At 69.9% G+C, this 15387-nt stretch carries 5 protein-coding genes; all 5 read left to right on the forward strand.

Annotated elements, in window-relative coordinates; translation table 11 throughout:
• Positions 1–2217, forward strand: coding sequence for a peptidase domain-containing ABC transporter (locus WS46_RS16970; RefSeq protein ID WP_059691187.1), 2217 nt, complete (start codon positions 1–3; stop codon positions 2215–2217).
• 3 nt (positions 2218–2220) lie between these two features.
• Positions 2221–3648: a TolC family protein gene (locus tag WS46_RS16975; RefSeq protein WP_059691188.1), complete on the forward strand. Its 1428-nt coding sequence runs from the start codon at positions 2221–2223 to the stop codon at positions 3646–3648.
• The gene (locus WS46_RS16980) at positions 3630–5234 is read left to right on the forward strand and encodes an acyltransferase domain-containing protein (protein ID WP_082725345.1); all 1605 of its coding nucleotides are present in this window, start codon (positions 3630–3632) and stop codon (positions 5232–5234) included. The genes WS46_RS16975 and WS46_RS16980 overlap by 19 nt, the downstream gene beginning before the upstream one ends.
• A 75-nt stretch (positions 5235–5309) precedes the next feature.
• Positions 5310–11342 carry an SDR family oxidoreductase gene (locus tag WS46_RS16985; protein WP_059691189.1) on the forward strand — a complete coding sequence of 2011 codons (6033 nt, stop codon included), beginning with the start codon at positions 5310–5312 and terminating at the stop codon, positions 11340–11342.
• Positions 11339–15370 carry a cytochrome P450 gene (locus WS46_RS16990; protein ID WP_059691190.1) on the forward strand — a complete coding sequence of 1344 codons (4032 nt, stop codon included), beginning with the start codon at positions 11339–11341 and terminating at the stop codon, positions 15368–15370. Before WS46_RS16985 ends, WS46_RS16990 begins: the two co-directional genes overlap by 4 nt.
• Positions 15371–15387: the final 17 nt, after the last annotated feature.

The following is a 15387-nucleotide window of genomic DNA, read 5'->3' on the forward strand; positions in this document are numbered from 1 at the left end:
ATGGCATTACTCGATCGACTCTCGTTCGGCCTCGGCCGCCGGCTGCCGATGATCCTGCAGACCGAAGCCGCGGAATGCGGGCTCGCATGCCTCGCGATGGTGGCCGGCTATCACGGCCATCACGTGGATCTCGCGACGCTGCGCGGACAATTCCCCGTATCGCTGAAGGGCGCGGGACTCGGGCGCGTGATCGAAGTCGCGCAGCGCCTCTCGCTCGGCACGCGTGCGGTGAAGCTGGACATGGCGCAGCTCGGCCAGCTTCGCCTGCCGTGCCTGCTGCACTGGAATTTCAACCACTTCGTCGTGCTGCAGGAAGTGAACGGCAAGAGCGCGACGATTCACGATCCGTCGCACGGCATTCGCAAGGTGCCGCTCGCCGAAGTGTCGCGTGCGTTCACCGGCGTCGCGCTCGAACTGTGGCCGGCCGCCGGATTCGCGCCGCGCGCGGCGCGTCCGGCGGTGAAGCTGCGCGAGCTGCTGGGCCCGGTGTCCGGGCTGTCGCGCTCGCTGGCGCAGATCCTTGCGCTCGCCGTCGCGCTCGAAGTCTTCATGCTGGTGCAGCCGTTCTTCCTGCAGTGGGTGATCGACGAAGTGATCGTCAGCGCCGATCGCGACCTGCTGACGGTGCTGGCGCTCGGCTTCGGCCTGTTGCTGCTGATGCAGCAGGCGACCGGCACGATTCGCGCGTGGGCGCTGATGTACGTCGGCGTCACGCTGAACATCCAGTGGCGCGCGAACGTGTTTACGCACCTGCTGAGCCTGCCGGTGCGCTATTACGAGCGGCGCCATCTCGGTGACGTCGTGTCGCGCTTCGGTTCGATCGACACGATCCAGCAGACGCTGACGACGTCGTTTCTCGGCGCGGTGATCGACGGGCTGATGACGGTCGTCACGCTCGCGATGATGTTCGTCTACAGCCGCGTGCTCGGGTTCGTCGCGCTGGCGACGATGGCGCTGTATGCGCTCGTCCGGTGGCTGTGGTACGGCCCGTTGCGGCGCGCGACCGAGGATCAGATCGTACACGCGGCCAAGCAGCAGAGCCATTTCCTCGAAACGGTGCGCGGCGTGAAGACGATCAAGCTGTTCAACCGCCAGACGGAGCGCCGCGCGAGCTGGATCACGCTGCTGGTCGAGCAGGTCAATGCGAGCCTGCACGTGCAGAAGCTGCAGATCTTCTACCAGCAGCTCAACGGCCTGCTGTTCGGCATCGAGAACGTGCTGATCATCTGGCTCGGCGCGCGCATGGTGATGGACGGCCAGTTCACGGTGGGCGTGCTGATGGCGTTCAACGCGTACAAGAACCAGTTCGACAGCCGGGTCGGCAGCCTGATCGACAAGTATTTCGAAGTCAGGATGCTGCAGCTCCAGGGCGAACGGCTGGCCGACATCGTGTTCGCGGAAAGCGAGCCGGACGCAAGCCTGCGCAGCGTGCCGGGCGAGGCCGATGCGCTCGACGCGAGCATCGAGATCGACGGGCTGTCGTTCCGCTATGCGGACGGCGAGCCGCTGGTGCTCGACGGCGTGAGCGCGAAGATCGCGGCGGGCGAGTCGGTCGCGATCGTCGGGCCGTCGGGTTGCGGCAAGACGACGCTGATCGGCGTGCTGCTCGGCATCCACGAGCCGACGGGCGGCACGGTGCGGATCGGCGGGCTGGAGGTCGGCCGGCTCGGCATCGAGCGGTTGCGCGGGCTCGTCGGCACCGTGTTGCAGGACGACGTGCTGTTCGCGGGCTCGATCGCGGACAACATCAGCTTCTTCGACCCGGATGCGGACCCGCGCTGGGTCGCCGAATGTGCGCGCATCGCCGCCGTGCACGACGATATCGCCGCGATGCCGATGGGCTACAACACGCTGGTCGGCGACATGGGCACGGTGCTGTCCGGCGGGCAGAAGCAGCGCGTGCTGCTCGCGCGCGCGCTGTACAAGCGGCCGGGCATTCTCGTGCTCGACGAGGCGACGAGCCATCTCGACATTCAGCGCGAGATGCAGGTCAATGCGGCCGTCACGCAACTCGCGATGACGCGGCTGATCGTTGCGCACCGGCCGGAGACGATCGCGTCGGCGCAGCGCGTCATCATGCTGCAGGGCGGCAAGGTCGTGCTCGACCAGTCGACCGCCGCGATGCGCACGGCGATGGCGGCCAGGACGTCCGCCGGCGCGCCGGCGGCACCGACGACGCATGACGCCGGCGCCGCGGAACCGGTCGCGGGGCGTTGAGCGATGAAGCATCCACTCGCTACCGTGCTGGCTGTCGTCGCGCTCGCTGCGTGCGTGCCGACGGCATGCGCGCAGATGCTCGACGTCTACGGCACGCGCAATGATGTCGCGGCGACGCCGTCGGGATCGATGGCGTCGGCCACGGCATGCGGCGCGCGGCATGTCGACGAGCGGCCGCTCGCGCTCGAGGACGCGATCCTGCTCGCGATCTGCTCGCATCCGCAACTGAGTCGCACGTGGTCGGATGCGCGCGCGGCGGCGGCGGAGGTCGGCGTGTCGAAGGCCGCGTACTGGCCGACGCTCAATGCGACGGCGGGTATCGAGCGCGACAACCTGACGACGAACTACAGCGGCGGCTACTCGCAGGACCAGCGCAGCACCAGCCGCTACGGCATGCTCAACCTGAGCTGGGTGCTGTTCGATTTCGGCAAGCGCGGCGCGACGCTCGACCGTGCGCGCGCGCTGCTGCGCGCGGCGAACGCGGCGCACGACGATGCGCTGCAGAGCGTCTTCTACGATGCGGCGCAGGCGTTCTACGCGCTGCGCGACGCGCAGGCGGCGCTCGCCGCCGCGCAGGCGGTCGAGCACGCGGCGCAGGAAAGCCTGGCCGAGGCGAGCGCGCGGCACGACGGCGGCGCCGGCACGCTCGGCGATGCATTGCAGGCACAGACCACCTACCGCAAGGCGCTGCTCGATCGCGTGAGCGCGGAAGGCGACCTGCAGAACGCGATCGGCACGCTCGCGACCACGCTCGGCGCTGACGCCGATACGCCGCTGCGCATCGCCGACGCGGAACCGTCGCCCGATCGCGACGACTTCACGCGTGGCGTCGCCGACCTGATCGCCGAAGCGAAGCGCCATCACCCGAAACTGATCGCCGCGCGCGAAAAGCTCGAAGCGGCGCGCGACGAAGTGCGCGCGGTGCGCGCGCAGTCGCTGCCGACCGTTTCGCTGATGGGCAGCCTCGCGCGCAACAACCCGTCATACCAGCAGCAGGCGTCGTTTCTCCAGTTGCAGAGCAGTCACAGCAACTCGATCGGCATCCAGATCTCGATTCCGCTGTTCGAAGGGTTCGCGTCGGGCTACCGCGTCGCCGAGGCGAAGGCGCAGGCGGACGCGCAGGAAGCCGACGTGCGCAACACCGAACTCAAGGTGTCGCTCGACGTATGGAAGAGCTATCAGAGCCTGCAGACCGACACGACGAACCTGGACAACTCGCGGCATCTGCTGGACACCGCGCTCCATTCGCTCGACATCGCGCGTGGCCGCTACAAGGCCGGCGTCGGTACGTTCACGGAACTGCTGAATGCCCAGTCGGCGCTCGCGGATGCGCGGCGGCAGCGCGTGCTCGCGGTGTCGAAGTGGCGGATCGCGAGACTGAAGCTGGCCGAGAGCCTTGGGAGATTGGGATTATGGAACGACGCGGGTTGAACGACGCCGGGCCGCATGTGCGCGGCGCGCAAGCGCGTGGATGCGCGTTCCTGTTCCCGGGGCAGGGGGCGTTCTATGCGGGCGCGCTGCGGCAGCTCGCACGTGAACACGGGAGCGTGCGGCAGACCCTCGACATGCTCGACGCGGTCGCGAGCGAGCGCCTGGGCCGCCCGCTGACGGGCGCGCTGTGGCGTGACGATGCCGGGCTCGATGCATGGCTGCATGAAGCGCCCGATCTGCTGCAGCTCGGAATCTACGGCGCATCGGTCGCGATGTTCGGCGTGCTGCGTGCGCACGGCGTGGTGCCCGACGTGCTGATCGGACACAGCTTCGGCGAGATCGCGGCGCTCGTGTGCGGCGGCATGTATTCGATCGAGCAGGGCGCGCGGATCGTCTGCGACCGGATCGCGTCGTTGCAGGCGGCGGCGCCGCCCGACGGGATGATGGCGGCGATCTCCGCGGGTGCCGACGCGACGCGCGAGCTGATCGACGCGAGCGCCGTCACGCATGCGGTGCGCAACGTGTGCGTCGCGGTCGAGAACCATCCGTCGCAGACCGTCGTGTCCGGGCCGCGCGATGCGGTGGAGCGCTTCGTCGCGGCCTGTGCGGCACGCGGTGTCGCCGCGCAGACGCTCAGGTCTCCGTATGGCTTTCATCACCCCGATCTCGCCGGCGCGCGCGAGCAGTTCGCCGTGCGTCTTGCCGCGTATCGGCACGGCCCGCTCGCGATTCCCGTGTATTCGCCGATCCTCGGCCGCCGCTACAGCGGCGCCGACGATCCGGGTGCGCGGCTCGCATCGCACTTCGTGCTGCCGGTGCGGTTCGCGGATGCGATTCGCGCCGCGTGCGCGGACGGCATCGGACGCTATGTCGAATGCGGCGCGCTCAACGCGCTGGCGCGCATCGTCGTGCGCATCGCGGGGCCCGGCACGGTCAGGACGTTCGGCGGCCCGTCGAACGCGGCAGAGGAATCGAGCGTCGTCAAGACGATCACCCGTTATTTTCAGGAGGACAACATCATGAAGGACGATATTCGCATCGGCAACGCCGGCTCCGGGTTCGACGCGTTCTGGCATGCGCGCGGGCCGCACATCGTCGACTGGCTCAAGGGCGAGCTGCGTCACGCGTTCGATGCGGCGAGCACGGCATCGGCCGGCGCCGCGCCGGCCGCGGCACCGACGGTCGCCGCATTCGCGCCGCAGGCCGAGCCGCTCGGTGCGGGCGCGCCGCGTCTTGCGGCGGTGGCCGTGGCCGCGCCGACACTGACGGCGGTACCGTCGCCGTCGATGCCACACGAGCCGCTCGCGGCGGCGAAGCCCGCACACGTGCCGCGCGATCGGCTGTTCGCGGAGCTCGTCGATATCTACGCGCAAGCGATGGAATATCCGGCCGAGGTGTTCTCCGAAACGATCGAGCTCGAAGCCGAACTCGGCATCGATTCGGTCAAGCAGACGGAGATCATCCAGCGCATTACCGCGCGCTACGCGCTGCCGCCGTTGCCGGCCAATTTCCGCAGCGGCGATTTCAAGGCGATGGGGCAGATCGTCGATTTCGTCTACGAGAATCAGGGAAAGGCAGTCGCTTGACGGCCGTTGGCCGAAACGTTGGTCGGCAGGGGGGGCCCTGCCCGTAATGACAAGTTCTCGATAGGCAGGCGATCCATGTCGAATACCAGCATGCGCGGCAAGCTCGTTCTCGTGACGGGCGGTGCGAAAAACGTGGGCAAGGCGATCTGCAGGCGTTTCGCCGAGCAGGGCGCGCACGTGATCCTGAATTTCTTCCACTCGCTCGACGCGTCGAAGCAGACGGCCGACGAACTGCGCGCGCTCGGCGCGACCGTCGACGTGATCCGCGCGTCGGTCGCGCAGCAGGCGCAGGTCGACCGGATGTTCGACGAGATCGAACGGCGCTACGGCCGGCTCGACGTGCTCGTCAACAATGCGGCGTCCGGTGCGCTGCTCGGCGTCGACGAGATCGGCGCCGAGCATTTCGATCGCGCGCTCGACACCAACCTGAAGGGCGCGTTCTGGTGCGCGCGTCGAGCCGCGGCGCTGATGGCGCGCTCGGGCGGCGGGGCGATCGTCAACGTGTCGTCGGTGGGCGCGACGCTCGTGCCTGCGAACTATCTGGTCGTCGGCACCGCGAAGGCGGCGCTCGAATCGCTGACGCGCTATCTCGCGGTCGAATACGCGGGCCGCGACATTCGCGTGAACGGCGCATCGTCGACGCTGATCGACGGCGACGTCGCCGCGCAGTTTCCGGACCCGGAGAACACGAAGCGTTCGAGCATCGCGGCGACGCCGCTGAAGCGGCTCGCACGTGCGGAAGACCTCGCCGATCTCGTCGTGTTTCTCGCCTCGGACGCGGCGCGCTGGATCACCGGTCAGGTGGTCGTCGCGGACGGCGGGCTGTCGCTGTGCAGCGAGGGGCTGTCGCCGCGCGCGGAATGGGCGAGCGCGGAGCGTGCCGCGAGCGAGGCCGTGCCCGCTGCCGTGCCGACGGCGCCTGCAACGACCCGGCCGCAACCGGCCTCGGCGTTGATCGGTCGTCCCGCCGCATCGCCCGACGACGCGCCGGACAGCGACGACATCGCCGTGGTCGGCATGGGTCTCGCATTGCCCGGCGCGAGCGACCCGGACGCATTCTGGCGCGCGCTGCTCGACGGCCCCGAGCTGTTCGGCAACGTACCGCCCGATCGCTGGGATTACCGCTCGTTCTATTCGCCCGATACGTCGGCGGAGGACAAGAGCTATCAGTCGCGCTCGGTCTTCATCGAGCATTTCGACCCGTGCCCGACGGTGCGCGCCGAGCTCGACGCGGGCACCGCGCCGCGCGAGCTGACGACGTTGTGGCTGCGTCACGCGTTATGCCAGTCGCTCGATGGCGTGACGCTGCGCGATGCCGATCGCGTGGCGTTCCTCGTTGGCTACACGGCGGACGGCAGCCAGCATCTCGAGGAAGCGATGGTGCTGGCCGCCGCGCGCGAGCGCCTGAACGCGGTGCTGATCGAGGCGGGCATGGACGCGGCCGAGCGCGAGCGCCGCGTGGCCGCGATCGATGCGGTGCTCAGCGCGCGCTATGCGCGCGGCGCCGGCGATCTCGCATCGTTCTTCCCGCACCGGGTCGGCCTGAACGCGATGAAGGGCGTGCTGCCGGACGACGCGCAATGCATGATGGTCGACACCGCGTGCTCGTCGTCGCTGTATTCGATCGATCTCGGGATCAAGGCGCTGCTGCTCGGCAAGCAGGACGTGGTCGCATGCGGCGGCGCATTCGCGCTCGCGCCGCGCGGCTCGATCCTGTTCTCGAAGCTGCATGGCCTGTCGCGCAGCGGCGAAGTGCGGCCGCTCGACCGCAACTGCGACGGCGTGCTGTTCGCGGACGGCGCGGGTGTCGTGATCCTGAAGCGCGTCGCGCGGGCGCGCGCCGACGGCGACCGCATCCTCGGCGTGCTGAAATCGTTCGGCTCGTCGTCCGACGGCAAGGGCAAGGCGATCTACGCGCCGAACTCGGCCGGCCAGCGCATCGCGATCGATCGCGCGTATGCGCGCACCGTGACGGTGCCGGCCGACGTCGACTGGGTGGTTGCGCATGCAACGGGCACGCCGGCTGGCGATCTCGCCGAGTTCCAGAGCCTGCGCGATGCAATCCGGCGCGACCACCCGGTGCAGGTGACGTCGAACAAGTCGCTGGTCGGGCATACGGGCTGGGCGGCCGGTGTCGTGTCGGTGATTCAGGTGCTGCTCGGGTTGCGGCATCAGGTGATCCCGCCGCAGCACCGCTTCAGCGAGCCGCCGCCGGAATTCGACATCGCCGGGACGAACCTGCGGATTCCGGTGGCGCCGGTATCGTGGACGGTCCGGCGCGATTCGGCACGCGTCGCGGCGGTGTCCGGGTTCGGCTTCGGCGGCACGAACGGCCACCTGATCGTGTCGGAATACCGCGCGGATCTGCCCGCCGGCGAGGCGAGCGGCCGGTTCGAGCCCGAGCCGCTCGCGATCGTCGGCTGGTCCGCGAAGTTTCCGGGCCTCGATGACGACGCCCAGGTTGCCGCGTGGCTGCGCGGCGAAGGCCGCGCGCCCGACGCGAGCTTCGGGATCGGCTACCCGTTGCCGAGCTTCGCGCGCGTGAAGATGCCGCCGGCGGTGCTTCGCGCGCTCGATCGCTGCCAGCTGATGGCACTCGACGCGGCGCACGACCTGCGCGAACGTCTCGGCGCATTCTGGCGCGAGCACGCGGACACGATCGGCCTCGTGATGGGGCACATGGGGCCGACGCGCAATGCGGCGCTTTACGCGAGCCGCTGTTATCTGGACGACATCGCGACCGCGGTGCTCGACGCGACGCGGCCGGACGAACGCGCGGCAACCGAACGCGTGCTGGAGGCATTGCGCGCGGCGACGAAGCGGCTCGTCGCGCCGACGACCGAGAATTCGTTTCCGGGGATGATGCCGAACGTGATCCCCGCGCGCGTCGCCAACTATCACGACCTGCACGGCATGAACATGACGGTCGATGCGGGCCATGCATCGACGCTGGCCGCGTTCGAAGCGGCCGAGCGCTTCCTGTGCAGCGGCGAACTGGACATGGCGATCGTCGGCGGCATCAACGGCAACTCGGCGGAAGAAGTGCGCCCGGCATTCGGGCTGCCGCTCGCGGAGGGCATCGTGCTGTTCGCGGTCACGACGGTGCGGCGTGCGCACACGGAAGGGCTGCCGGTGCTCGCGGTGGTCGGCGGCGGCGACGCGCGGGCCGCGGTCGAACCGGCCGCGCCGCGCGACGCGATGGGGCGCGCGGTCACGTATGCGGGTGCCGATTCGGCGATCGACGTGCTGCGTGCGATCGTCGCGCGAGAAGCCGGCACGACGCTCACGCGAGACGGCGGCGGCGATCGTGCGCGCTACGCGCTGCATGTTGCATGCGAACGGGCCACGCCGCGCGAGCCGGATCGCGAGGCACGGCCTGTGCCGCCGACACACGAGGCGGCTCCGGTCGCTGCGTCCGTCGAACCGGCCGCATCGACGACCGTTGCGGCCGCACCCGTTGAACCCGGCACCTTGATACCGGGCACGTTGCGCCGGACCGGCGTCGCGGCCGACGGCGAACCGCTCGGCGTCGCGCGTTACCGGATCGAATGGCGCGATGCGCCGTGGCGGCCGGCGGGCCGGTCGACGCCGTTCATCGCGCCGCGCTGCGTGATCGTGACCGACATGCCGGACACGCTGGCCGCCCAGGCGAATCCGGGCCCCGGCTGCGTGGTGCTGTCGACGCGGCCGTTCGCCGCGCACCGGCCGGGCTGGCACTGGATCGAGCGGATCGACGCAGCGGCGCTCGACATCGTGCCCGACGATATCGGCCACGTGCGCGTGCTCACGTCGCTCGACGCCGGCACGCTCGCCACGGGCGCCGCCGCGCCGGCCACGCCCGAGCGGCTCGCACTGCACGACCTGGCGTTCCTCGCGATCAAGCGCTGCCATGCGGCACTCGAGCACGGCGGCACCTTCATCGCATTGCTGCTCGACGCGCTCGCCGGCGACGTGCCGCATCCGGATGCCGGCCTGTTCACGGGCCTCGTGAAGGCACTCGCGATCGAGATGCCGGAAGCGCGCCCGGTTGCCGTGCTGACCGATACGCGCGCGCTGCCCGACGCGCTGCGCGATGCCGAGCGCGAAAGCGGTGCACGTCACTGGCTGCCGGTCGTCGCGTTGGGCGGCGGTCGTCGCCGCACGCCGCGCGTGATCGCGGATGCGGGCGAACTGCGCGCGGACGAGCGGCTGTCGCTCGGTCAGGATTCGGTCGTCGTCGCGGTCGGCGGTGCGCGCGGGATCACCGGCGAACTGATGAAAACGCTGGCCGCGCACGTGCGTCCGACGCTGTATCTGATCGGCAGCAGTGCGCTGGACGCGATCGACGCGGACCTGCTCGCGATGGACGACGAAACGTTCGCGAAGAGCCGCCCGGACTACATCCGCCAGCAGAAGGCGCGGCATCCGGAACGGCCGTTGCCGGAGATCATCCGCGCCTTCGAGCGGCGTGCCGACGCGCGCACGGCGTGCATGAACATCGAGGCGATGCGCGCGTTCTGCGGCGCGCATCGCGTGACCTATCTGCGCGCCGACGTGCTCGATCCCGACAGCGTGAAGACGGCCATCGACACGATTCTCGCGCGCGAGCCGCGCGTGGACCTGCTGGTCAACGCGGCCGGGCTGAACCGTTCGGCGTCGGTGAGCGTGAAGTCGCTGGACGATTTCGTCGCGGTGCGCGACATCAAGGTGCGCGGCTACTGGAATTTGCGCGACGCGTTCGGCACGCGGCAGCCGCGCCTGTGGTGCAACTTCGGCTCGTTCATCGGGCTGACCGGGCAGGCGGGCGAAACCGACTACGCGTCGGGCAACGACTTCCTGAACACGCAAGCGTCGTATCACCGCGCGGCGCTCGGTCACGACGAATTCACGATCGGCTGGACGCTGTGGCGCTCGGTCGGGCTCGGCGCGAATCCGGTCACGCGCGCGTTTCTCGAGAAGAGCGGATTGTTCACGAGCATGCGCACCGCGGAAGGGCAGCATCACTTCATGCGCGAGCTCGGTCTCGGCGAGCGCGCGGCGATGTCCGTGCATCTCGGCGAGGCCGAGCGGCGCGCGATCGAGACGCACCTGCCCGGTTACTTCGATCTCGACGAAAGCGCGCCGGCCGCCGCCGACGCATCGCGCGATCCGGATTTCTATCTCGGCGCGGAACTTGCGCGCACCGACGACAGCGTGACGTTCGAGCGCGTATTCGACCTCGAACGCGACGCGTATCTGCAGCATCACGTCGTCAACGGTTTTCCGACGCTGCCGGGGACCTTCGTGCCCGAGGTGGCCGCCGAGGCCGCGCTGCGGCTCGTGCCGGGGCTCAAGGTCGTCGGCTTCGCGGACGCGGCGTTCCTGCATTTCCTGCGCGTCTACGATGCGAAGCGGCCGAGCGTGAAGCGTATCCATGCGCGGATCGCGTCGCGCGACGGCGACGCGGTGCACGTGCGCGTGCGGATATCCGGCGACGTGCTGGCGCCGGGCGGGCAGGTGCTCGTGCGCGACAAGCCGCACTTCGAGATCACCGTTCGCCTGGCCGACGCGTATGCGCCGGCGCCGGTGTGGCACGAACCGGCAATGGCGACCTTCGTGCCCGTCGCCGATCCGTATCACTTCGACGCGGCGCCGGTGCGGCTGACCGGCATGTTCGTGTCGACGACCGATACCGGCATGAGCGACGCGGGCAAGCAGGCGCGTTTCCGGCTGAATGTGCCGGGTGACGATCCGGTGTTCTCGCGTTTCGTGGTGCCAAGCATCCTGCTCGACGGGCTCGCGCGCGTGGCCGCGCTCGATCACGTTGCCGGCGACTACATCCCGCTCGCGGCGCCGATGTCGATCGGCCGCATCGACATCTACGAAGCCGGCAACGACTGCGAGCTGTCGAACCGCCACGCGTCGATCGCGCTGCGCGTGACGCCGCGCGCGTTCGCGCTCGAGGGGCCGGCGAGCAGCGGCAACCGGTTCGTCGCGGTGCGTCCGGACGGCAGGATCCTGATGCAGATGCGCGATGTGACGGGCATCGTGATCGGCTACGTGCATCGCTTGACCGGCGCGTTCGCCGCGCGCGGCGAGGTCGACGCGCAGTTCGCCGGCCCCGCGGCTTCCGAGCAGGTGAGCGCATGACGATGAAGCGACTCGCGCCCGGCCCGCGCGGCAGCGTCGTGATGGGCAACCTCGCGGAGTACAAGCGCAATCCCGTCACGATGCTGCTGAAGCTGCAGCAGCAGTACGGCGACATCGCGCGCAATCGTCTCGGCCCGTTTCTCACGCACGCGCTCGCGCATCCGGACGGCGTCCAGCACGTGCTGCAGGACAACCACCGCAACTACGTGCGCGGCCGCTTCTACGACAACTTCAAGATGTTCTTCGGCGATGGCCTGCTGACGACCGACGGCGAGTTCTGGCGGCGTCATCGCCGCGTGGTGCAGCCGCTGTTTCACCGCAAGCAGGTCGAGTCGCATGCGGCCGCGCTCGGCGATGCGGCGCTCGCGCTCGTCGAGCGCTGGCTGAAGCAGCCGGCGCATGCGCCGTTCGACGTCGTCGAGGAAATGATGCGCGTGAGCCTGCGCATGCTCGGGCTGATGCTGTTCAACGCGGACATCTCGCGGCATGCGGACGACGTCGGGCCGGCCGTGCGCTTCGGCATCGCGGCGATGATGCCGCAGGGCAACCTGAACGATTTCGTGCCGCGCTGGATGCCGACGCCGTTCAATCGCCGGATCGCGCATGCCCGCCGCGGGATCGACACGATCGTCGACGCGATCGTCGCCGAGCATCGCGCGGGGCACTGCGAAACGAGCGACGTCATCTCGCTGCTGCTCGCCGCGCGCGATCCGGAAACGGGTGTGCCGCTGACGGAGCGCGAGGTGCACGACGAGGTGATGACGGTGTTTCTCGCCGGCCACGAAACCACCGGCAGCGGGATGGCGTGGGGGCTCTACGCGCTCGCGCAGCATCCGGACGTGTTGCGCCGCCTGCGCGAGGAGCTCGATGCGGTGCTCGGCGGCCGTGCGCCCGACGCGGCCGATCTCGAACGCTTGCCATACCTGGTGCAGACCGTCGACGAGATCCTGCGCCTGTATCCGCCGATCTGGGGCTTCACGCGCGATCTGGTCGACGACGACGAGATCGGCGGCTATCACGTGCCGGCCGGCTCGTCGGTGTTCATGTCGCCATACGTCACGCATCGTCATCCGGCGCTATGGGCGAACCCCGACGCATTCGATCCGGAGAACTTCGGATCGCACGCGCCGGCGCGTCACAAGTACGCATACTTTCCGTTCGGCGGCGGGATGCGCAAATGCATCGGCTACCAGACCGCGTTGCTGCAGATGCGCGTGCTGATCGCGGTGGTGGCGCAACACGTCGATTTGAGCGCGGTGCCCGGTCATTCGCTCGACACCGGCGCGACGATCTCGCTGCGTCCGCGCGACGGCATCCGGTTGATCGCGAAACCGCGATCGCGCGAGCGGGTGCCGAGGGGGCAGACGGTGCAGACGGGACGGGACGCAAGCGTGCCGGTTGCCCGAGCGTCGGTGTGCCCGTTCACGGGCACACAAGCGGGTACGCAAGTTCAAGAGCAAGCGCCCGTGCCGGCCCCCGACGCCGGGCAACCGGCGCATGCGGCATCGCCGACGCCCGTCCGTTCGGCCGGCCCCGCGCTGGCGCCGGACGTGCTGGCTTTTCTGCAGCGCGACGCGATCACGGACGAAGCGTCGCAATACACCGACGCCGCGCCGACGCACCGCTTCACATGGCGGCCGGTCGAGATCGAGCCGCTGCCCGACCTGCCGGCGGCCGAACTGAGCGGCAAGCGGATCGCGATCGTCAATGGCCTCGGTCGCACGGTCGAGCGCGTGGTGGCGACGCTCACGCGCGCCTGTGCGAAACCGAGCGTGTTCGCGCCGGCCGACGGCATCGATCCGGCGACCGCCGCGAGCGCGTTCGTCGCGCAGTCGGGGCCGTTCGACGGGATCGTCGATCTCGGTGTCGAGGCGCCGTTCTCGCTCGACGCGCACGATCAATGGGAAGCGCCGCTGCGCCGCACGGTCGCGCTGCTGCAGGCGTGCTACGGCGACTGGTCGCAGGAGGCGTCCACGTCGCGGCTGTTCTATCTGGCGCTTACGTGGCAGGACGGGCTGATGGGTCACGGCGATGACACGCTCGTGCAGCCGCTCGGCGGATTGTGGGCCGGCCTGGCGAAGACGCTGCCGCAGGAATTGCCGAACTGCAACGTGCGCGTGCTCGACATCGCGCCCGACGAAACGGGACGCGTCGACCAGCTGATCGCGCGCGAACTGTATCGCTGGGGACGCTTCGAGGTCGGCCACCGCGGCGGGCGCCGCCATACGCTCGTCGCGACCCGCGACGATCTGCCGGCCGACGCGGCGCCCGACTGGGGGCCCGACGACGTCGTGCTGTTTTCGGGCGGTGCGCGCGGCATCGGTTTCCTGGCTGCGTGCGCGCTGGCGAAACGCCATCGCTGCACGGTGATCGTCACCGGGCGCGATGCGTTGCCCGTCGGCGACGAGCCGTGGCTTGCGCTCGACGACGCGGGCTTCAAGCGCTACGGGCTCGAGCAACTGCGCCAGGCGACGCCGCAGCGGTCGCCGAAGGCGATCCGGCATGCACTGCAGCGGCTCGAACGCCGCCGCGAACTGAAGGCGTCGCTCGATGCGGCGGCCACGCTCGGCCTGCCGGTGCACTACCGCGTATGCGACGTGACCGACGCGCAAGCCGTGCGGACGCTGTGCGACACCTTCGGCGACCGGCTGCGCGGCGTGATCCACAACGCGGGCATCGACCAGCCGGTGCGATTGCCGCGCAAGCGCGCCGATGAATTCATCGACACCGTGCGCGTGAAGGTGCGCGGCTTCCTCAATCTCTACGCGGCGGTGCGTGAGCTCCCGCGCGTGGGCTGCTTCGTCAACGTCGGCTCGCTGACCGGCCGCTGGGGCGGAATGACCGGCGAGACCGACTATGCGGCCGCGAACGAGGCGCTGGCGCGGCTCGGCTGGTGGGCGCGGCGCGACGCCGGCGCGCGCGTCGTGAAGACGATCGCGTGGCCGACCTGGGACGGCGTCGGGATGATCACGAACCTCGCCGTCACGCGACGCTACGTGACGCCGATGCGGATCGACGAAGGCGTGCGCCACTGGCTCGCGGAACTCGCGACACCGGCAACGCCGGCGACCCGCGGCAGCGCCGAACCGATGTACATGGGGGCGGTTGGCCGCGCGCTGACACCGATCCAGCTGCGCGGATTCGACGCGGTCGACGGCTTGCCGAACCTCGGCGAACTCGCGACGCGCCGGCATCACGCGGGTGAGCCACGACGCTTCCGGCCGTTCACGTGCTTCTCGACGCGCTATCGCACCGCGGGCGCACCTTATACGCATGCTTTCCGCTTCGACGGCCGCGCGGCCGTGCCGGCGTCGCTGCTGCTCGAGCACGCGCGCGTCGCGGCCGACTGGGTCGCGCCGCCCGGCGGCGAGCGGGCGTGCCTGCACGAAGCCGTCGACATCACGATCGCGCTCGACGCGCTCGCCAATGCGCTCGACGGTCACGGCGATCTCGCGCTCGACACCGACGCGAGCGGCCGCGCGGTGGACGACGGCTGGCACGTGACGGTGCGCTGCGCGTCGCTCGCCGGCCGCGCGCTGCTCGATGCGACGTTCGTGTACCGCGATCATCCGCCCGGCGGCATGACCGTTCCGCTGCCGCGCGAAACCGAAGACGACACGATCCGTCGGTCCGCACGGGCGAGCTGGCGCGACGACCTGTTGCCCGAGGCGCGATGGAGCGGCGGCATCGCCCAGGCGAAGGCGGCCGACCCCGCCGCGCTATGGGGCGTGCAGGGGGATGAGGGGCACGTGCCGTGTCCGCAGCTGTGGCTGCCGGTCAATCACCTGGAGAACGTGTTGCGCGTGCTGCTCGGCGCGTGGCCCGCCGACGGCGAGCCGCCGCGCGCATGGCGCATCGGCCGCATCGTGTTCGGCGCCGCGCACGCCGGCGATGCCGACATGTTGCTGCGTTATCCGAACGATCGCTTCGCGATCGCCGATCGTGCGGGCGCATCGATCGCCGACCTGTACGGCGCACGGCTTGCCGGCGCAACCGACACGCAGGCCGCGGCGGCGTCGGCCATTTGAACGGGAAGAGGAGGCTC

The organism is Burkholderia sp. RF4-BP95 (genome assembly GCF_001521985.1).
Classification (GTDB): Bacteria; Pseudomonadota; Gammaproteobacteria; order Burkholderiales; family Burkholderiaceae; genus Burkholderia; species Burkholderia diffusa.

Excerpts from the sequence above, each read along its gene's own strand:
- WS46_RS16975 (WP_059691188.1), top strand. The coding sequence starts at position 2,221 with ATGAAGCATCCACTCGCTACCGTGCTGGCTGTCGTCGCGCTCGCTGCG.
- WS46_RS16970 (WP_059691187.1), top strand. The coding sequence starts at position 1 with ATGGCATTACTCGATCGACTCTCGTTCGGCCTCGGCCGCCGGCTGCCG.
- WS46_RS16990 (WP_059691190.1), top strand. The coding sequence starts at position 11,339 with ATGACGATGAAGCGACTCGCGCCCGGCCCGCGCGGCAGCGTCGTGATG.
- WS46_RS16985 (WP_059691189.1), top strand. The coding sequence starts at position 5,310 with ATGTCGAATACCAGCATGCGCGGCAAGCTCGTTCTCGTGACGGGCGGT.
- WS46_RS16980 (WP_082725345.1), top strand. The coding sequence starts at position 3,630 with ATGGAACGACGCGGGTTGAACGACGCCGGGCCGCATGTGCGCGGCGCG.